Below are 19,081 nucleotides of genomic sequence, written 5' to 3' on the forward strand. Positions count from 1 at the left end.
TTCCATCAATACGGTGGAAAAGCAGATGGTCAAAGCCCTTAAAATTCTGAGAAGCAATCTAAAACATAAAGTTGAAATGTTCCTATGGCTGATTGCCAAAACCCTTAGCACCGCCAAATAGGACGATATCATACTTTTTTGCTTTTATATTTTAACTTCAGTGTTTAAGTTTTCAAATCTTTTTCAATTCCTTCAAGGTATTTTTTTCAACAAGTAAGGTTACACTATACGCATTTAAAGAGTTTACGAATCTACGAAGGCCTTTGTAATGTTCAATAAGAGAAAAGGTTTCAACGACCTGTTAAGATTAAGTAAAAAACTGCAGCGCATGAAAATAGAATATTAATTGTAATGTTTACGACGTTAAAAGATGTAGGTGTTCCAAGACCAAATTGGTCAAAATCCGTAAAATCCATGAAGCTGATTTCCCTTGAAGAACTATGTAAAGATAAAGACACCAGTGCTGTCATCTTCTACAACTGAAAGGATAAATTCATAGGTAACTTCCAACTGAAATAATTCAAGTAGGTGGAGGTGGAACCCTTCAGCTATATTCAAACCAAAAGTTCATGCTTGGTCTGCCCAGCAGAATTCCGTACCACATTACCGTATTGAAAAAAAAAGCTTTATGGCATGGAGAGAAAAGTTAGTTCCTTTGTAAAAAATTTGGTACGAAAACACAAATTGAATATTCGGAGGACCCCTAACTCTTGTCTTAAGTTGTTACTTGTATTAACACAAAAAAGAGTATGAGACTACAAGGCAGTCATCTAGGAGTCGGATTTTCTGATGAATCCACTCACCCATGATTTTTGAAAGATGTTCAGGATTTTTAGGTCGGGTTGGTATCCTTGGAATCACAAAAAGGCCCATCCAGAGTATAAACAAAACGGGGATGTAAAACACAAGCTCAGAAATTATATACGGAAAATATTAATGCCCACCTCTTTGAATCCCCCGTCTAATGTAAGGTACAGTCCAAATAATGAAAGGGCACAACAAAAGGCTAAGACCGCATAAAACTTTTGGGGAGCTTAATATCAAGAGCATACTAAAAAAGCATTGAAACTTAATGAGAAGATAATAACCTCATTTGTATAACCTAAGCTTATAGGCAATTAAGAGGTTTTTAAAATTGGACGGTAATCTAGCTATGATTTGAATTTACAAACACTTCTCACCGTGCTTGAGAACGTATACCTCCATTATCGAAAGCATCTGCCTTAATTCATGGGGTCCAGCAAAAACGTATCATTAAGAATATATTCTTTAAACCATACTCATCCCGAAGCTTCCAATGCTTTAAATCCCATAATAAATACTTCCTCGTGCAGTCAATCCTTCGTTTAACTATGTTGAACTGAAAACCAAATTATTTTATGTTGTCATCAAAAATGGCAATTGGAACAACCTTTAAAAAAGACAAAGAATGAGAAATTTGATGTAAATAAGAAAACCTGTTTTCTAATGGACAGCTAAATGGTTCAACCCAGAAAAATCTATTTCCCAGTATCATTAGAATGGTGTTTTAGTAATTTTTTATTTTAATTGCTTCACCTATAAAAAACATCTCCATTTTTAACTCACTATAAGTCGGTCCCGATTACTCCCTTCAACCATATAAAAAGATATGTTACGGTCACACTTTTCTTATCCATGTGTCTAACCTACATACAATAAAAAATAAATATTATGTCCAAACAAAATTTTGATGTCCAAAGCATTGCCATCAATGCAAACCCAAAAAAAGTATTTGAATTCGTGGCAGAACCTACCAATGTGCCCAAGTGGGCCATCGGATTTTCCGATGTGAAGGATAACATGGCCTACATGGAAACACCTAACGGAAAGATGCAGGTCGGGCTTAAAATGAATTCTGACAGCGCGTTGGGCACTGTTGACACCATTATGGAAATGCCCGACGGAAGCATTGGTCGGGCCTATTCACGAATCATTCCAAATGATGGAGGGCTATCCGCAATCTTTACATTCGTGCTGATGGCTCCTCCGGTTCCGTTGGAATTGCTCGAGGGGACCTTGGAGGAACAACGAAAGCAATTGGCTGAGGAATTGCAATTGTTGAAAAAAATACTGGAATCAAACATTTGATGTACCGTGGTAAAAATCAACCTGAACCATACTGCTATACCGGTAGCAAGTTCCGTGAACTATTTATTGGCATTCGTTTGGTACGTACCATTGTTTGGGGAGGTCTGGGCCGTTGGTGCTGAAGTGTCAAATCCTGAAACCCCGCCTCTTTGGGCAACCATAACCAGTTTTAGCGTAGGTATTATGCCATCCTGCGGTATTGCCATTATTTTAATGTACTCCAATTATCGATGGGCAGAAAATAGGGACCTTGATCTCGCCGGTCTTTTTGTTACTGGTCGTCATAGAGCCATGGCTGTTTTCAGGCAGATTCTTACTCTTTGTGGTAAACATGCCGTATTTCACCCTGTCGGCCTTAATCTCTGGACTGGTCATTGGCAATTGGCAAAACCATATCTTAAAATTAATCCAAAATCATAACATTTTAATCATGAATAAAATCATTAAAAAAGCAATCATGTTAGTTTTATGTGTTTCGGCCTACTATAGTCAGGCACAGAGCAATCAAAATGCACATAAGTCAATGAACCAAGAAGAAGAAAAGGTAATGCAGGTCATTACTAAAATGACCGCAGCCTTCCACAAGAAGGATATTGATGGAATCATGTCCACCTATGAACCGAGTGCCGTGGTGGTATTTGAACCTGAGAATCCTATTTCCAATAAAAAAGAGTTGAAAGAAATGTTCATGGAAGCTTTTGTAATAAATCCCAAATTCACCTACAGCGGGCACGAGGTTTTTGTGACGGGCGATTCAGCAATTCATTTGGCTCCTTGGACCATGCTTGGGATGGCTCCTGACGGAACGAAAATTGAACAAAGTGGTTTATCCATTGCTGTTTTGCGCAAACAAGAAGACGGAAGTTGGCTTATGATATTTGATAATCCGCATGGACAATATTTAATGGATAAGAACTAATAGTTGAAAAAAGCTCTTTGACAAGCCAAAGGGCTTTTTCTTTTTGAACAATGTTATGTCAAGATTTATTGAATCAAAAATTTTAGAAGCGGATGAACAGCTCATCAAAAATGCGCTGTCGGGCAATAAATCGGCTTTGGAAAATTTAATCAAGAAGCACCAAAATTGGATTTACAACGTAGCCCTCAATTTAACCGCTGACAGTAACGAGGCAGCTGACCTGCTTCAAGAGGTACTCATCAAGGTAATAACCAACCTTGGTCAATTTAAGAGTGAAAGCAAATTTCAGACTTGGGTGTACCGAATCATCAAAAATCATTTTTTGAATGTGAAAAGATCAAAGTACCACAACCAGGTTATTTCTTGGGAGGACTATGGAAACGGCCTTGATCAAACAAAACATATAGATTTGGAAGATTCGTTCCAAGTAGATAAAAAAATGGTTGTCCAAGAGGCAAAGCTGAGTTGCATGAAAGGTATGCTCCTATGCTTAACACCCGAACAACGTCTTATATTTGTGATTGGCGAACTATTTGAACTGCCCGATACCACCGGCAGTGAAATTTTGGAAATAAACCGAGATGCATTTCGCAAAAGGCTGAGTAGGGCCAGAAAACAGTTGTATGATTTCATGAACGGTAAATGTGGTTTGATCAATAAAAGGAACCCGTGCCGCTGTGCCAAAAAAACACAGGGGTTTATCAAAAAGGGGTATGTAGACCCGAACAATCTACAATTTCAGAAAAAGGTAATTGCCAAGATCGAAAGCGTCGTTGAAAAAAAACTGATGGATTATGAAAATGATGGTTATGCCGCCTACCAGAAACTATACCAAAACCATAATTACCAAGAGCCAGATGACCGACTTTTGTCATTAAAGAAATTTCTTGACTCCAAGGCAGTTCGTAAAACCTTTGACATTCAATAACCAAATACTTTGACCAAATACATTTAGTGATCATCTAAAAAAAAGTTAAAATTAAAGAGAGATAGACGACCAGTCTAATATTATTATATATTTGAGCCATGAAAGAAGAAACCAAGGATAAAATTTTGGATATTGGCGTTGACCTGATTGCCAAAAAGGGCTATAATGGTATCGGTATTCAAGAGGTCTTGGATAGAGCGCAGGTACCCAAAGGGTCATTCTACCATTATTTCAAAAACAAAGAAGACTTTGGTCTTCAGGTGATAAAAAAACATGGATTCAAATCACTTCAGTATATAGATTCATTTTTATCAAATACCTCCTTAGCCCCCTTGCAAAGAATTTTTGCCCTTTTTGAAGACATACAAAGGGTTTATGAAGAAAAAGAGTTCAAAGAAGGTTGCCTCTTGGGCAATTGCAGTTCGGAACTTGCCGACCAGAAAGAATGCTTCTCATCCACCTTGGAAAATGAATTCCTCAAAATGGAAAACAGATTTGTTGTATGTCTTGAAGAAGCAAAAGGCAATGGGGAGTTAAGAGCTGATGAATCCCCTGAAGAGCTCGCAAGTTTTATTGTCAATTCATGGGAAGGGGCCATTTTGAGAACGAAATCGACCAAAAGCAACGAGCCCATGAAGACCTTAGTGAAATTTTTAAGAATGCACATCTTAATATAAAAAAATTTGATCATCAACTAGACGACTAGTCTATTATTAACACAACATGGAGCTGAAGTCTGATTTTTCGACCATTGGAACTAGAATGCTAATTGCGATTTCGCTCTTAACCCTATGGACCTCGGCATCCGGTCAAAAAAATAAATCCATGAAAAAAATGCACAGCGAAGAATACAAAAAAGGTTGGGAAAATTTGAAAACAATTGACGGCAAAGCAGGTGAAAAAGTGGTGGCATCGCTTGAAGATATATCACCGGACCTGGCCGCATACATCATAGAATTTGCCTTTGGCGACATTTATGAAAGGCCTCTACTGGACCTTAAAACAAAAGAAATCGTAATTGTTTCCGGTTTGACAGCAATGGGCAATGCGGAGCCCCAACTCAAGGTGCATCTCAACGCAGCATTGAACGTAGGATGGACCATTGCCGAAGTACAGGAAATAATCTTGCAAATGTCGGTGTACTCAGGATTTCCATCTGCCGTTAACGGAATGACAGCTCTAAAGGATATACTGGATGAAAGAAAGAAAAATGGTGTTGATGACCCAAAAGGTCTAAGCAAACAAACCAAGATTCCCGAAGGGAAGACACGATTGGATGTGGGAGTTGCGCAGCTGGAAAAATTGGATGTGGCACCCATTGACAAGCTCAATGAAACCTTTAAAGATGTTTCCCCCGACTTTATGAAATATGTTCTGGAATATGGTTTTTCAGACATCTTGGCACGACCCGGTCTTGATTACAAAACGAGGGAGATGGCCACCATTTCGGCCCTTACCGCACTGGGCAGCACAGATCAGCTCAAATTCCATATCAGGGGAGCCATGAATTTGGGCGTAACCAAAGAAGAAGTGGCTGAAATAATGGTTCTGATGGGTGTATTTTCAGGATTTCCCTCGGCGGTGAACGGTACAATGGCACTTAAAGAAGTTACCAATGAGTAAAAAAGTGGCCATAAGTGCAATCCACATGACGGTGGCATTCATGCTGTGCAACGCACTGTATCCCCAAGGAAGCATAAATCAATACAATAATATGCCAAAGACTAAGATGGAGACGGGCGACGAGTTGGCGGTGCATCCAAACATTTCCATGAAGAAGAACGACAAGTTGTTTCACTATAATTCTGTGGAAGCCTTTATATCGGGTAAACTTTATGACGGAAACTACACCTATAAGGCCTTGCTTGAACATGGGGATTTTGGTTTGGCAGCAGCACATAAAATAGATGGTGAGGTGACCATTTTGGATGGAAAAATATATCAGACCAAAGCCAATGGAAAGACCTCTGAGCTAAAGTTGAAAGACAGGACACCACTGGCTTTTGTCTCTGACCTTTCGGTTGATCTAACGTGGACGATCGATAAAACGTTTACTAAGGAAACCTTGGAAAAACACCTTAAGAATCGTTTAAAAAAAACCGATTACATCTACGCGATTAAGATTTCGGGCACGTTCAACACCCTAAAAACAAGAACCTACCGTCCCGTGTTGTCCCAATCTTATCCAGAGTTTTCTGAAGTGGTTAAGAACCAACAGTTGTTCAAAATTCACAATGTTATTGGAAGCATCGTCGGCTTTTTTGTGCCTCCGTCTCTAAAAGGTGTGAATGTTCCTGGTTTTCATTTTCACTTTCTTTCCGAAGACAAAAAACATGGTGGTCATGTCTTGGATTTGGAAATAGACAAGGCCCTGGTCGAAGTTGGTGAATTGAAGGGCTATGTCGTTCATTTTTCTGAGCACCAAAATTTTCAAACCATGGACGCAAACAAATAAATGTACAAAACGTGGGAAGTAAAAAAGATTGGGAGATTACCCAACATCAATCAATATTAATCTTAAATGTTTAAAAATGTCAAAACAACATCAAAATGTAATTGTAACAGGTAGTAGCAACGGCTTTGGTTACCTAACGGTACTAACCATGGCACGCAAAGGGCACCAAGTGTTCGCTACAATGCGAAATGTCAATGGCAGCAATGCCGCAAAGAGAGATGAACTGCTCAGGATTGCCGAGAACGAAAGTCTGGACATCAAAGTAGTTGAGCTGGACGTAACAGATCAAAATTCGATAGACATTGCTACGGCCCAAATTCAAAAAGAGGCAGACCATATTGATGTGCTGGTGAATAATGCCGGAACCATGTTCGTCGGAATCTCGGAAGCCTACAGCATCAAACAAATCGAGGATCAAATGAGTGTCAATTTCTATGGCCCGATTCGGATGGCCAAAGCCTTTCTACCCATGTTGAAAAAGAATGGCGGATTGATTACCAACGTATCATCAGTTGCCGGAAGACTGGCATTTCCCTATTTTGGCGTATACTGTGCCAGTAAGTGGGCCATGGAAGCCTATTTTGAATCCTTGGGATATGAGCTGGCACCATACGGTGTGGATGTAACCATTGTAGAACCAGGCCCCTTTGCCACCAATTTACTGCACAGCGGTCCGAAGGAGGCCGATTCTGAAGTTATTAAAACATACGGCGAAGATGCCAAAGTTCCAGGGACCACTTTAGAGGGGTTCGATACTATGTTCAAAAGTGGAGGCCCAGATGTTGACCCTCAACACGTTGCCGATGTAATTTCAAACCTAGTCCATACAGAACAGGGGCAACGTCCTATCCGTACAGTGGTAGGACAGGATTTTGGCACGGTGGAACTAAACAATGCCGTTGCTCCTATACAAAGGCGATTGATCGCTGATGTACTTCAAATGAATCACTTACTTGGAGTTAGTAAAAATTAGGTTGTGCTATGGGTGGGCTGAACCATGAAACATCCAGGTTCCATGGTTCGATCCACTTATTTTGGTATATTTATCAATCTTTTTATAATACAAAAAGTGCCTTTTCGTGTTTTCAGTTATTATTATCCAAACTTTCGATTACGCTTAATTGAATTTTATGTATAAGTCAAAACGTTGGGCTTATGGTCAGGGCCGATAAATATATTACTTCAAAAAACCTGATTGAATGGAATATTGAGCATAATCTTGGGCTAACTACCCAATCTGTAAAAAGAGGAGCGTTGTTCCTAGAGGCAGGGCAGCGATGTGAATATTTCTATTTTGTCTTAAAGGGATTGGTGCGCATCTATTACCATGACCTAAACGGAAACGAGATAACCCATTGGTTTTCCTCAAAAAATTCCATGATAACCTCGCCATTTAGCTTTTTAAAGAAGGAAGAGAATATCCTCTATTTTGAAGCACTGGAAGAAACCGAGTTAATGTTGATCACATCAGAACAACTCAATACCATCATCTCCCGATTCAAGTCCATAGAAAAGGTGTTCAGAAATTTGTATGCCGAGTTTGCAATGGTCTTGAGCAGGAGGGTCATAAGCATTCAAACAGAAACCGCCGAAGAACGGTATTTGAAACTGATGAAAGAGCATCCATACTTGTTTCAAAAAGCAAAGCTTGGCCATATCGCTTCCTATTTGGGCATCACACCCCAAAGCTTGAGCAGGATAAGAAAAAATCTATGATTCCATTTTTTACCATAGGGTAATTTTATCCACATTCCCTACCTGTAAATTTGTGGTACATTTTTAACATTTAAGAAGTATCACAATGAAAAACGTAGCATTGATTACGGGAGCAGCTGGAGGTATTGGGAAAGAATTCGCCAAGATTCATGCTTCACGGGGCGGCAGCATTATAGCCGTTGACATCAATATTGAAGAACTTAAAACCCTTAAGTCTGAAATTGAAAGGCAAAACAGTGTTGAGGTTTATACCATTGTCAAGAATCTAACGCAACCTACCGCCACACAAGAAATTTACGAAGAGGCCAAAAGCCTGGGAGTCGAAATAGATTATCTGATCAACAATGCAGGATTCGGTGGTATTGGTAAATTTTATGAGCGCCCTTGGGTGAAAGACCTGGCGATGATCCAGGTAAATATTCTCGCCCTGACCTCACTGACCCGGTTTTTTCTGCCCGAATTTGTGGAGCGCAATTCTGGAAAAATACTGAACGTATCTTCTACTGCCAGCTTGCTCCCAGGGCCTTTGCAAGCTGTCTATTTTGCCACAAAAGCGTATGTGACTTCTTTCAGCAATGCTCTATCAGGGGAGCTGCACAACACCAATGTCAGTGTTACCGCTCTATTACCGGGACCGACGAAAACAAACTTTGGGGCAATTTCAGGAATGGACAAGACTTCCATTTATAAAAACACGCCAAGGTTTCAGAGGTGGCAAAGGATGGGTATGATGCCATGATGGAAGGAAAATTGGAAGTCATTTCAGGGCTACCATGGTCGCAACGAATGCAATTGACATTTGCGCCGTTGATACCGAAAAAGATGCAACTCCAGATAGTACGAAAAGGGCAAGAGGTCCAAAAAAGATAATTTAAAAAAGACTTATGAATCAGGTTATTGATAAAACGGCTTTTGAAGTCGAAGCAGAACAGCTTGTGCAAAACCAAAGAGATTACTTCAACACCAACGCAACGAGACCCATTGGTTTTAGGCTTGAACAACTTAAAAAACTGAAAGGGATTTTACTTCGACATGAAGATGAGATGCATGACGCGATCTACAAGGATTTTGGCAAGTCAAAATATGAGAACCAACTGGTCGAAATTTATCCGCTTATCGATGAGATCAACATGGCCATAAAGAAGCTCAAAAAATGGGCACAGCACAAAAGTGTCAAAACCAACTTGCTGAATTTTCCGGCCAAAAGTTATCTGGTACCAGAACCATTGGGTGTCAGTTTGGTGATCGGGGCGTGGAATCTGCCCTATAATTTATCGCTTACCCCGTTGGTAGGCTCAATGGCCGCAGGCAACACAACCATTTTGAAGCCCAGTGAGCTTCCGGCAAGAACGAGCAACATCATGGCAAAGATCATCAATGAAAACTTTGATTCAAATTATTTGAGGGTCGTAGAAGGTGCCATACCCGAAACGACTGCACTGTTGAAGCAGCGATATGACAAAATTTTCTTCACAGGAAGCCCAAAGGTCGGTAAAATCGTAAACAAGTCCGCAGCGGAAAATTTGACGGATGTCACCTTGGAACTGGGCGGAAAAAACCCGGCCATTTTTACCAAAGACTGCGCCCTAAAGATGGGCGTCAAGCGAACGATCTGGGCAAAGTTTGTCAATTCGGGCCAATTTTGCATCACCACAGATTATGCCTTGGTACACAAAGACATCAAGCAAGAATTTCTAAAATTGGCCGTGGAAGAGATTGAAAAGAACAATTTCTCGAGGGAAAACAATAATTATGTCCAGATCATCAATGAAAGAAACTTTGACCGTGTAGTCAATCTGATTGACCCTGACAAAGTATATTATGGGGGCACTCATAACCGAGAAGAACGAATCATAAACCCCACTATTTTGCACCATGTTTCTTTAGATGATGCGGTGATGCAGGAAGAGATTTTTGGGCCTGTGCTTCCGGTAATTGAATTTGAGACCATTGATGAAGCATTTGATTATGGAATTACTTAGCAAGTATGAGCGTCCAAACGATAAAGTCAGTAAATCAATAAAAAACAAGAAGTTTATTTCCATTAGAATGGCCTCAACTCCACGCGCCTATTTCCGTGCAATTCTTCCAAGACCAACTTCAAGCCTTCCTTGTCCCCAAGCACAAACTTGGGCAAAACATAGACAAACCTAACCATTTCCCCATCCTTGACCATGTTCGGCACACCGTGGCCATAAATGGGTTCCAACGGGATTTCCTGATAGGAAGCTCTTCGCTTTGCACTCCCATTGACCCGAATGACCTCCAAACGATCCACTTCAAAATCTATGCCCGATCGGTTCCGTATTCCAAAAACCAGGTACACCTCATCCCCGTGATAGACCATGTACTCCAAACGTAGCCGGATGCCCATTTTACGTTTAGTGGCCATGACCTTTGGTTTTTCTTCTAGTAGCACCCCGGAGAACCTGTCATAATGGGACGGCTCCATGACCAAGGAATCCCTTTTCAGCTCTGACTCCGTTGCAGGTCCAATCCTCCCAATACCGTCCCCTTCCCGGATAAAATGGTTCAATTGGGAAAGTTCTTTGGAATATTTAAGGATATATGCATATACCTGATGGTCCGAAGTGATTACCAATAGATTGCTTTCAACACCTTCCACCCCCTGCAATAATCCAAAATAACCAGCTTCTTCCCTATCATAGGAAAACACAAAATCATCATTACCAACAACAGCCTGCCGTATGGTACTTGGAAAGAACAGGGCCACATTCTTGGATTCATTGGCATAGATCGTGTCCAAACTTTCTTGACCCCACAAAATATTCAAGAAAAACAATACCAAGGCACAAAGTACCAATCCACTTCTTTTCATAACTCTTGTTTTAAAATGATTTGATATTTATCCGCCACCTCTACCCTAACGGCCCGACGATCCCGTTGAAAGATGCGCTTGATACCCCTGAACTGCGGAAAGCCGGGTAGGTTCACCTCTGAAAGTGTCTCATCCACGCTGGCCTGAATCATTTCTCCCTTCAAATGGTTTTCCATGTAAATGCCCGCTTGTCCATCCTGAAGGTCATGGACCTGTAACTTTAACTTTTGGTCCTCTATCCGGTCAACTTCCACCATCATTCGATTGGGCCTTAACTTGACAAATCCATAGACTCTGGTACCACGCAAAATGTTTCGCCCATCAATTTGAACACTACCTTCCAAACGCATGACCAACCGATGGCCTTCCCTTAGGGTCTGCTTCCCATCCACATAGGCCAATAATCCTATATTATCCCCAATGGCATCATTATCCTCAAGGCCATTAACTTTCGAAATTAGGGGCTTGGAGGCAAAAAAGAGCTGGTGCTTCAACATCAATTCTTGGGTGGATAACTGTGTCTCTGGCTCCCCGACGTCTTTAGCTTCCATTGAATCTAACATCCTCGTGGAAGCAGTGGTCTCGCGTATTTTCAAATGAGGAGCCTTTTCGACGAAGCGCTTGGATTGATAAACACTATCAATAATGCGGTGTTTTTCATATTCCATATAATCCGGGTTGAAATATCCCTTATCGTCCACCATATGGTCCGGGTACAACTGGGGAGCAGTTACCTCCCGTTCCTCCTTGATGGCATCCAGGGCCTCCATCTTGGATTCGTATTCCACGGTCTTCCCATCCAAGTCGGGCATTGGAATTCGGTCAGGTTTCAATTCGATCTCCTTGTCCTTTCCAAAAGTGATAAGGGCATATACCGCAATGAACAGAACTATACATACCATCACAAGGACAAAAACAATCTTACTCTTCTGTGTTTTCATCGTCTTCAATTTTACGGAGTGAGTTTTCAAAAAAATCTGTGATCAACAACCCGTGCGGATTGTGTGGAAAGTTCCGTTCGACCTGTATAAGTCGGCCTGATGTAATCAGTTCATAGGTATCCGTTGCCGAACCCCTATGGATCTTCAGGATGGTCTGGGTCCTGAAAACCATGGGTCCTGTTCCCATATCGATCTTGGTATCGATACGCTCCACTTTTTGGACCAAAGAATATTGTAACAATCGATTATAGAACCCATCTGCCTTCCTTTGTTGGAAGACCTCGGCAACGGATGTATTTCCCATCCATAGGGCCCTTTCCATGTTACGTTCATAACTACCGGCATCGACCCCATAGAACCAACTGTGGAACTGTTCCAAATGGGCCAGTGCCTCCACTTCAAGGTTTTTCCGCTGCTCCACCCAGGTCAAAGGAATGACTTCCCCTTCCCCATTGACTACAAAGGCATGTTCCATGCTCTCCCGATGGACTTTGTACATCAATAGGGTTGCAACCATACAGACCATCCCCGAAGCGATGACCACTGAAAGTACCACCCATCGGTTCAAGCGCAATTGTTGTTGTATGTTTTTAAAGGGTGTTTCCATAAGAATTCCATTTATCCTGTGAACAAGCGAAGGGTGAAACTGGTGGCGCGCCTGTAAAGCTTGAACTTGAGCAATACGATAAAGCCAATGGTACCGAGTTCAATGATCGGGGCAAAGAATTCGCTGCCCCAGTCAAACCCGAACAGGTTGCCCCAGAAATTGGTACTGATCTCCGTATAGAGATTGTTGACAAACACATTGACCAAGAAAAAGGCCGGTACCAACATATAGACCCCTGCATAGAGTTTGAAGTAGCCATAGGCCAGGGAACGGAACTTCTCAAAAACGGCCAGACTGATCACCAAGGGGAAAAAGGCCTGCATAACCCCCAACAGGAAATACCGCTCTGCCAGGAACAAAGGATAGATGAACAGGTCCATCAGCCAAAGGATGACCCCAATGATAAAGGCCAATATCTTCAATCCATACATTGGAGTGACCAAGGCCTCATACAACAATGCCATGGCCTTTTTGGCGGCTTCCAGGGCACCCACATCCCGTTCCAGGTCCACATCTTGAAGCTGCAATGGGAGGAGTGCCGGAGCCGTGTCCCGGTATTGGGCCTCAATGGCCACCAGAATCCCATCGAACACTCCCAATATCTCGGTTGAAAAGATGACCATCAGTACGACCAAGAAATTCTTGGTCAGTTCAGTGGGGGTCAATCCCCATGTATGGCCATCGGTTGAGGCAATGCCCTCATTGTATTTCTTCAGTACATTGACCAGAAAGAACAGGACGGCCAGGGTCTTCATGCCCACTAGGGTATATTGTGAAAAGTCACTGTCCTTTATCGTCTGAAAAACCGCGTCCACATATTCCAATCCTATGCCCAAAAAGAAACCGCCCATTAGTAGTTCGTTTCACGGTTATTGATTATATCCTGCATCCTACGGAAGGAGATGATTTCCCGATAACGTCTTGTTTTTACCTCTAATTCCACTACCATTTCTTGGGACCGCTTTTTCTTTTCCAACAAAATGGAAGTACGCTCGGCATCGGTCATTTTTAAAAAGTCATTGGATAGGATCTGATTGACAAAGTCCAGGTCGTCAATGGCGGTATCCATGATCTGCTCAAAAGTGCGCGATACCTGTTCCACTTCCCCTGCTTTGATATAGGGAGAATTTAAGATATCCCGTAAGTCTTGCTGTACGGTCCTGAACAAAATCTCATTGTTCTTGGTCAGCTCCCGTAGGGCCTTCAATTGCCTGATGGCATTGTTGACCTTGACGATATTGTCCTTTTGCTCCTTTAGAAATTGTACCGTCTTCAATAGCTCTGAGGTCTGTTTGGCCGACTCCACCAGCGATTTGGTCATGCTGATAAAGTTCGTATTGTCATACACCGGCATTCCCTGGCATGCAGCGCCTGCTGGCAGTAAGAGGGCAGTGGTTAGGGCCAATAGTAAGGTCAGGGTATTTTTCCTGATGGCTTGTAGATTTGTTGTTTTCATGGGGTTTCTTTTTTAAGGTGAATGAATGCTTTGATGGCTTGCTCCATATCTTGGGTCTTTTCAAAGCGATTCATGATCTCGGTGCTTTCGGTGCCATCGGTGAGGTAGGCAGCATAGACCTCGGGCGGGACTTCCAAACGGAAGATGTTGCTCTCCTTCCCGATCTTGATAAAAATTTCAGTGTATTTCCGTTTCCCGGTGAGGTTGTTGCGAATGGACTTCAATTGGTTCAAATCATGGCTGGACAGCTTGAGCCGCTTTTGAAGTGTATCATAGCCCTTTTCATTACGTAGGCTATAGATGACTTGGGTGTTTTCGAGGATACTGGCCGAAGTGGAGTTTTCCGGCAATTGGTTGATGGATTGCAAGATGATACCAATGGCTCCATTCTGTTTACGGATGGCCTGATAATAGAATTCCACGCTTTCCAATACATTGGCAAACTTCAATTGTTTGGCGAATTCATCGAAGAGAATGATGCCCCGTTCGGAGCGGTTCTGCCAAATGGTCCGATGGATGGCGGATTTGATCAATTTGAGCATGACCGATAGAATTTCCTTGTTGTCCCTGACCTCGTCCAGTTCAAAGACAATCAGCCGTTTGTCCTCTATCTTATAGGTCTGGTCCCCATCACTGTTGAAAAGAAAGCTATAGGGTCCGCCATCGACATATTCAGAAAGGATGTGCAAGAAGGCGTATACACTGAAATCAGTTTCCGAGACCTGGATGTCCTTGACCAGGTTATTTTTGTGGTCATCAACAAATTGATAGAGCGACCGGAGGGAATGTCCGCTGCTGACCTTTTTGTAATAATGCAACAACACTTTTTTAAGAGCGACCTGTTTAGATTTGGTAGCATTGTCCTCGGCCAAGAGTTCCAAAAGGAACAAGACCATATCTTCCAGGCGTTCCGGGTCCAAATCTGCCTCACTGGAAACATAAAATGGATTGATGCCCAAATTTTTTCCATGCTCATACCGCAGGATGATATGCTGTTCGGGATAAAGCTTGGCGAACTTTGCATAGGATCCCCCAAGATCGATGATCACCAAGCGGACATCCTGCTCAAAGTATTGTCTAAGCATGTTGTTGGCCAGAAAGGACTTGCCCTCCCCTGTTGGGGCGAATATGGCAAAGTTCCTAGCCTTGATGCGACACTTACCTTCATCCCAGACGTCCTTTAATACAGGAATATTGTGTTGTCGGTCATTGAAGATGATACCTATGGCATCCGAGGTATAGTTGGTGCTGTTGATATAGAGGCATAGGGCATGCTTCAAATCGGTTACATAAAGATCTTCATTGGAAAAGTTGGTGGCGTGACAGGGATGGGAGTTCAGGAAATAATGCTTGCGCTCCTCCCCATTGGGGTGATAGGGCATAATATCCAATTCCTTAAAACTTGCCTTGATCTGGGATGCGATCCGTTTAAGGTACTCGGCCTCCGAATGCCAAAAAATGACATTGAGATGGCCCCTGATGATGCAAGACGAATCATCAGAATTGATTTGGTCCAGAATATGCTGGACTTTTTTGAGGACGACCTTGTTCTGCGAACCAAAATTGGAACTCTTGCTCAATTCCTCCACTTTCTTGTCCAGAAGTTTGCGCCATTTGTGTCTGTCATCCAGATAGAGGATGTGGTTTACGATATGGTTCTCGTTTAGCTCCAATCCCAATCCATCAATAAACCCTTGATGAAAAGTGAAATCATCCGAGGTGAATTTTTCATTGTTCTTGCTACTTTGGACTTTTCCTCCAAAACAATTTTCATTATTGACAGCGATAACATCGAAAAAATGGTCACCAATTTCGATGTGTTTGTTGTCCAACAACACATCCGTATCGAAATCTTGGTTGAAGCCATTGTAGTAGTTGTTCGTATGGGCCAAAATGTCATCAGACATCATTGGGCTCAAGGAAACGCGTCGACTATTGTTGATATAGGAGACAGCATCGTTGACAGAAGTTATAAATTCTGCTACTTGCACATCCAGTTTTCGATGGAAACCCTTTTCCGTTTTCCGGAAGGGGTTAACATATTTGGTCGCGTTCCAAGTTTTGTCCAAGGGCAGTACAAAGAAGAGATGGCTTTTGTGCCTCAGGAATTCCCTTCCCTTAAAGTACTTATGGGTGGCCTTTTCCAAAAAGGTTTGATTGGGCAATTGTTTGCAATCGTATCCCACTTTTTGGTAAATCTCCTGTTTGTGGATGGCCGTACCCATGGGCAGGGATTTGAAGGCCTGGAACCACATACTGTGCAGTTCCTCAAAATCTTGCTCTGAGAGGGAGTGGATTTCAGGAAGGCCTACCTTGTAGCATAGGACGACATTTCCATTGTTGGCAAAGACTACATGGTTTTGGATGTCCAGTATGGGATGATGGGAATTAAGGTTGATTCTAGGCATAGGAGAGAGGGCTTATACGTTTGTTGCTGATGGTTTTGGGGAAGACCTTTTGGATGGAAAGTAACTGAGGGTTTTTGACCCACTGTGCCAATGCCCCGAACAGAAGGGCATTGAACAACAGCAGGGCAACGATGACACCAAGACTGAATGAAAAGATGATAACTAACATAGAGCCAATAACGGACACTATTAGTAGGGCAAATAGCGAAATGGGCAGTCCCAGGATCATGGCCCGTTTGCGGATATTTCGATAGATTTCGTACTTTTTCATCTTACACCACGATTCCGATGAGATAGGTAAAGATGCCCACAACGGCCCCAGCAATCAGCACAAAGACCAAGACCCGGGTAATGCCTTTCTTCAGGTCGGCATTCTCGCCGAAGAAGTGTCCGGCATTGAAAAGGAACCCCACCAAAAAGATCACCCCAAGAATAATGGGAAATATGGCCCGTATGGTGTTGGAAATGTCATTGACGGAATCCTCGATGCCGCCGATCTGGGCCAAAATGGAACTGGAAACAAATAAGAAAAGAATGGTGATGAAATGTGATTTTCGCATATCGCAAACGCTTTTGGATTAGACGATTTTTGATATGTGAAAAGTACAATAGAAATATCTTCAAATGATTGATATTCAATTATTTGTGTATAAAATATTGTTTGGTATGGGATTGGGGTTTTTACCGGGGTTTGAGTACAAATTTCATGGAAAATTAACAGGTATATGTTAAATAAAGAAAAATACAAGTATGCTCAGGGTCGTGAAAAATGTATTTTATGACTCGAACCCAAGGGTAGATTATGATTTATTCTTTAATTCCAAGGTTTTCCACCAATAAAAAAAAGCTTCAGGATTGGTTTTCTTTAGTTTGTTCAATCTTGTTTCATCAGGTTGGTCAATTGTCCAATCCACAATATCTTCTGGATTTGAAAAGTGATGAATTTCTTTGGCTTCCGTTTTTATCAGTGCAGATAAATATGCTGCCTTGGCCGCAGGCACCATAGCTCTCTCAAGATGAAAGTTTTCTGAAAAAATGTAGTTCTTGATGTTTTGAATGCCTTTTTGCAGCTCTTGAAACTGACCTATACCCGATTTTCCTCTTGTTGCTATGACCATTGCGGTTTCAAATATATCCTCCAAGACTGCATCGTTAGATTCCATTATATTCCTGTAAGCAAGTTCGGTTTGGGCAAATCGATTAAAAACTGCCGCAACTACTTCGATATCGCGTACCATATCAAATAAGTGACCGACATCGAATAATTGCTTGATAATTTCCACTTCCTTACCCCTATCGTAAGGAACGCCGGTAGTATTTGGTGCAAAGGCAGTCAATTTATCTCCTAGAATAGCTTCGGCGGTGGGCACTTCTACATTTAAAGGATTATCTTTTAGTTTTAGAAAAGGGGAATTTATTGGGAGCATTTCTGTGTATCCCTCATAATGGCTGTCTTCAAAAAGTATGTCCAATAAAATATACTCTTGGTCTGAAGGTGCTTTCGTTACTGGTTTATAATAAAACTTAAAATGGGCTTTTTCTATATCCGACTTAGTTTTCCGGACGTCCTCTTCATAACCAATGAAATCAGAGCTTTTGATCAGGGCATCAAAAATAGGATTCAAAACCTCTGGCTTGTTTTCAACTATAATATCGATATCAATGGAGAATCTTTTTGGCTCAGGAAGTAGAAGCGTCAAGGCGGTACCTCCCTTAAAAACGAATTCCAAGTTACTTTTTTTTAGTTGTTCCAGTAAATAAAGTGCCCGCACTACTTTTTCCACCAAAATGGAATCTGACCGGTACTCTCCAGCCTTCTGATTTATCCATTCTTTAGTTAGCGACTCCGTATCTATCATTTATCTATGATTTGGCAGTAATTAATCTTAACTGCCGTTTCTTTGTTGGTTTATTAGCAATTCTACTTCAGTTTTTTTTGTTCTTCTATCTGCATATCTGAGCATTTTGGCTTTATTAATATCATATCGATCAAAAGCCGTTTGGTAAATTCTTTGCAATTCCGTGCCTTGAAACGTAGAAAACAATTCTGGGTCACAATAGATATCCACCAACATTTTTTCCAAAGAACAGGTAGTCACCTTATTTATTTTATGAATTGGAGCTTCTGTAATAAGTGGTATAATGATAATGGGGCTTTTGGAATGAGAAACGTATTTGCTTATTATGTCTTGGGAAGGATTCAGAAAAACTTCCTTGCCCAAATCATTGAGAGCGTAGAACACCGATTCGGTAGCATCCCTTTCCACCTCCAGTATGGTGTAAAACCTTCCTGGTTGGTGCAACATGAATTCGTTAAGCCACTTTGTTGTCCACAAACAGGTTTCAATATACGGGAATTGATTATGAATTTTACCGGCTAGGACTTTAAGTGATCTCGTAATTTCAGGTGTATATGTTTTCTTTTTTTTCTCTGAAAGTGAATAGACTCCTCTAGACTGCCTATGAAGAATACCTTCCTGAGTCAGTTTATACAACCTCCAATCAATTGTAGAACGCTTTACCCTCTCCTCAAATTGGCCATAAAACTCAATAATATCAGAAACAGTAATTTTTTGTCCCTCGTCGAAACTATTCTTTAGTGCATTGATATGTAGTGATTTATTGGCGATTTCCATATCTTTTATACAAATATACTAAAAACTAAGATTCGGCAGTAAATTCACATAATTGCCAAATCTTAGT

The 19,081-nt window shown here is 41.5% G+C and carries 21 protein-coding genes; 11 read left to right on the top strand and 10 right to left on the bottom strand.

Annotation, left to right across the window (positions count from 1 at the left end; translation table 11 throughout):
* Positions 1–1,692: 1,692 nt before the first annotated feature.
* The 11 genes from ACFOWS_RS02280 to ACFOWS_RS02330 all read left to right on the top strand — a co-directional run bounded on the left by ACFOWS_RS02280 (position 1,693) and on the right by ACFOWS_RS02330 (position 10,109).
* Entirely contained in the window at positions 1,693–2,109 is a 417-nt protein-coding gene (locus ACFOWS_RS02280; protein WP_379762325.1) for a hypothetical protein, read from the top strand.
* Between the two features lie 6 nt (positions 2,110–2,115).
* Complete coding sequence (locus ACFOWS_RS02285) at positions 2,116–2,529, top strand: hypothetical protein (protein ID WP_379762326.1); 414 nt, start codon at positions 2,116–2,118, stop codon at positions 2,527–2,529.
* 10 nt (positions 2,530–2,539) lie between these two features.
* On the top strand, positions 2,540–3,028 hold the full coding sequence (locus tag ACFOWS_RS02290; RefSeq protein WP_379762327.1) for a YybH family protein: 489 nt from the start codon (positions 2,540–2,542) through the stop codon (positions 3,026–3,028).
* Between the two features lie 55 nt (positions 3,029–3,083).
* Positions 3,084–3,956, top strand: coding sequence for an RNA polymerase sigma factor (locus tag ACFOWS_RS02295; protein WP_379762328.1), 873 nt, complete (start codon positions 3,084–3,086; stop codon positions 3,954–3,956).
* Positions 3,957–4,054: 98 nt separating this feature from the next.
* The gene (locus ACFOWS_RS02300) at positions 4,055–4,633 is read left to right on the top strand and encodes a TetR/AcrR family transcriptional regulator (protein WP_379762330.1); all 579 of its coding nucleotides are present in this window, start codon (positions 4,055–4,057) and stop codon (positions 4,631–4,633) included.
* A gap of 148 nt (positions 4,634–4,781) precedes the next feature.
* Positions 4,782–5,579, top strand: coding sequence for a carboxymuconolactone decarboxylase family protein (locus ACFOWS_RS02305; RefSeq protein WP_379762331.1), 798 nt, complete (start codon positions 4,782–4,784; stop codon positions 5,577–5,579).
* Complete coding sequence (gene budA, locus ACFOWS_RS02310; protein ID WP_379762332.1) at positions 5,572–6,411, top strand: acetolactate decarboxylase; 840 nt, start codon at positions 5,572–5,574, stop codon at positions 6,409–6,411. The genes ACFOWS_RS02305 and budA overlap by 8 nt, the downstream gene beginning before the upstream one ends.
* Positions 6,412–6,487: 76 nt before the next feature.
* Positions 6,488–7,384, top strand: a complete 897-nt coding sequence (locus ACFOWS_RS02315; RefSeq protein ID WP_379762333.1) for an SDR family oxidoreductase — start codon at positions 6,488–6,490, stop codon at positions 7,382–7,384.
* A gap of 182 nt (positions 7,385–7,566) precedes the next feature.
* Positions 7,567–8,127, top strand: a complete 561-nt coding sequence (locus tag ACFOWS_RS02320; RefSeq protein ID WP_379762335.1) for a Crp/Fnr family transcriptional regulator — start codon at positions 7,567–7,569, stop codon at positions 8,125–8,127.
* An 85-nt stretch (positions 8,128–8,212) separates the two neighbouring features.
* Entirely contained in the window at positions 8,213–8,866 is a 654-nt protein-coding gene (locus ACFOWS_RS02325) for an SDR family NAD(P)-dependent oxidoreductase (RefSeq protein WP_379762336.1), read from the top strand.
* Positions 8,867–9,011: 145 nt separating this feature from the next.
* The gene (locus ACFOWS_RS02330) at positions 9,012–10,109 is read left to right on the top strand and encodes an aldehyde dehydrogenase family protein (protein ID WP_379762337.1); all 1,098 of its coding nucleotides are present in this window, start codon (positions 9,012–9,014) and stop codon (positions 10,107–10,109) included.
* A gap of 62 nt (positions 10,110–10,171) precedes the next feature.
* Here ACFOWS_RS02330 and ACFOWS_RS02335 read toward each other — a convergent pair whose 3' ends face one another.
* The 10 genes from ACFOWS_RS02335 to ACFOWS_RS02380 form a co-directional block, all read right to left on the bottom strand.
* On the bottom strand, positions 10,172–10,966 hold the full coding sequence (locus ACFOWS_RS02335; RefSeq protein WP_379762338.1) for a DUF4138 domain-containing protein: 795 nt from the start codon (positions 10,964–10,966) through the stop codon (positions 10,172–10,174).
* Positions 10,963–11,907 carry a conjugative transposon protein TraM gene (traM, locus tag ACFOWS_RS02340; protein WP_379762339.1) on the bottom strand — a complete coding sequence of 315 codons (945 nt, stop codon included), beginning with the start codon at positions 11,905–11,907 and terminating at the stop codon, positions 10,963–10,965. The genes ACFOWS_RS02335 and traM overlap by 4 nt, the downstream gene beginning before the upstream one ends.
* Positions 11,888–12,514 carry a conjugal transfer protein TraK gene (locus ACFOWS_RS02345; RefSeq protein WP_379762341.1) on the bottom strand — a complete coding sequence of 209 codons (627 nt, stop codon included), beginning with the start codon at positions 12,512–12,514 and terminating at the stop codon, positions 11,888–11,890. Before ACFOWS_RS02345 ends, traM begins: the two co-directional genes overlap by 20 nt.
* Positions 12,515–12,525: 11 nt before the next feature.
* Positions 12,526–13,365 (bottom strand): hypothetical protein, encoded by an 840-nt coding sequence (locus ACFOWS_RS02350; protein ID WP_379762342.1) that lies wholly within the window; start codon positions 13,363–13,365, stop codon positions 12,526–12,528.
* Positions 13,365–13,970, bottom strand: coding sequence for a conjugal transfer protein (locus ACFOWS_RS02355; protein ID WP_379762343.1), 606 nt, complete (start codon positions 13,968–13,970; stop codon positions 13,365–13,367). The genes ACFOWS_RS02350 and ACFOWS_RS02355 overlap by 1 nt, the downstream gene beginning before the upstream one ends.
* Positions 13,967–16,378 (bottom strand): TraG family conjugative transposon ATPase, encoded by a 2,412-nt coding sequence (locus tag ACFOWS_RS02360; protein WP_379762344.1) that lies wholly within the window; start codon positions 16,376–16,378, stop codon positions 13,967–13,969. Before ACFOWS_RS02360 ends, ACFOWS_RS02355 begins: the two co-directional genes overlap by 4 nt.
* Positions 16,371–16,649: a hypothetical protein gene (locus tag ACFOWS_RS02365; RefSeq protein ID WP_379762345.1), complete on the bottom strand. Its 279-nt coding sequence runs from the start codon at positions 16,647–16,649 to the stop codon at positions 16,371–16,373. Before ACFOWS_RS02365 ends, ACFOWS_RS02360 begins: the two co-directional genes overlap by 8 nt.
* 1 nt (position 16,650) lies before the next feature.
* Positions 16,651–16,938: a hypothetical protein gene (locus ACFOWS_RS02370; protein WP_127142144.1), complete on the bottom strand. Its 288-nt coding sequence runs from the start codon at positions 16,936–16,938 to the stop codon at positions 16,651–16,653.
* A 240-nt stretch (positions 16,939–17,178) separates the two neighbouring features.
* Complete coding sequence (locus tag ACFOWS_RS02375; RefSeq protein WP_379762346.1) at positions 17,179–18,237, bottom strand: nucleotidyl transferase AbiEii/AbiGii toxin family protein; 1,059 nt, start codon at positions 18,235–18,237, stop codon at positions 17,179–17,181.
* Positions 18,238–18,264: 27 nt separating this feature from the next.
* Positions 18,265–19,014 (bottom strand): DUF6577 family protein, encoded by a 750-nt coding sequence (locus ACFOWS_RS02380; RefSeq protein ID WP_379762349.1) that lies wholly within the window; start codon positions 19,012–19,014, stop codon positions 18,265–18,267.
* Positions 19,015–19,081: the final 67 nt, after the last annotated feature.

Source organism: Flagellimonas marina (assembly GCF_042651185.1).
In the GTDB taxonomy this organism is placed as follows: Bacteria; Bacteroidota; Bacteroidia; order Flavobacteriales; family Flavobacteriaceae; genus Flagellimonas; species Flagellimonas marina.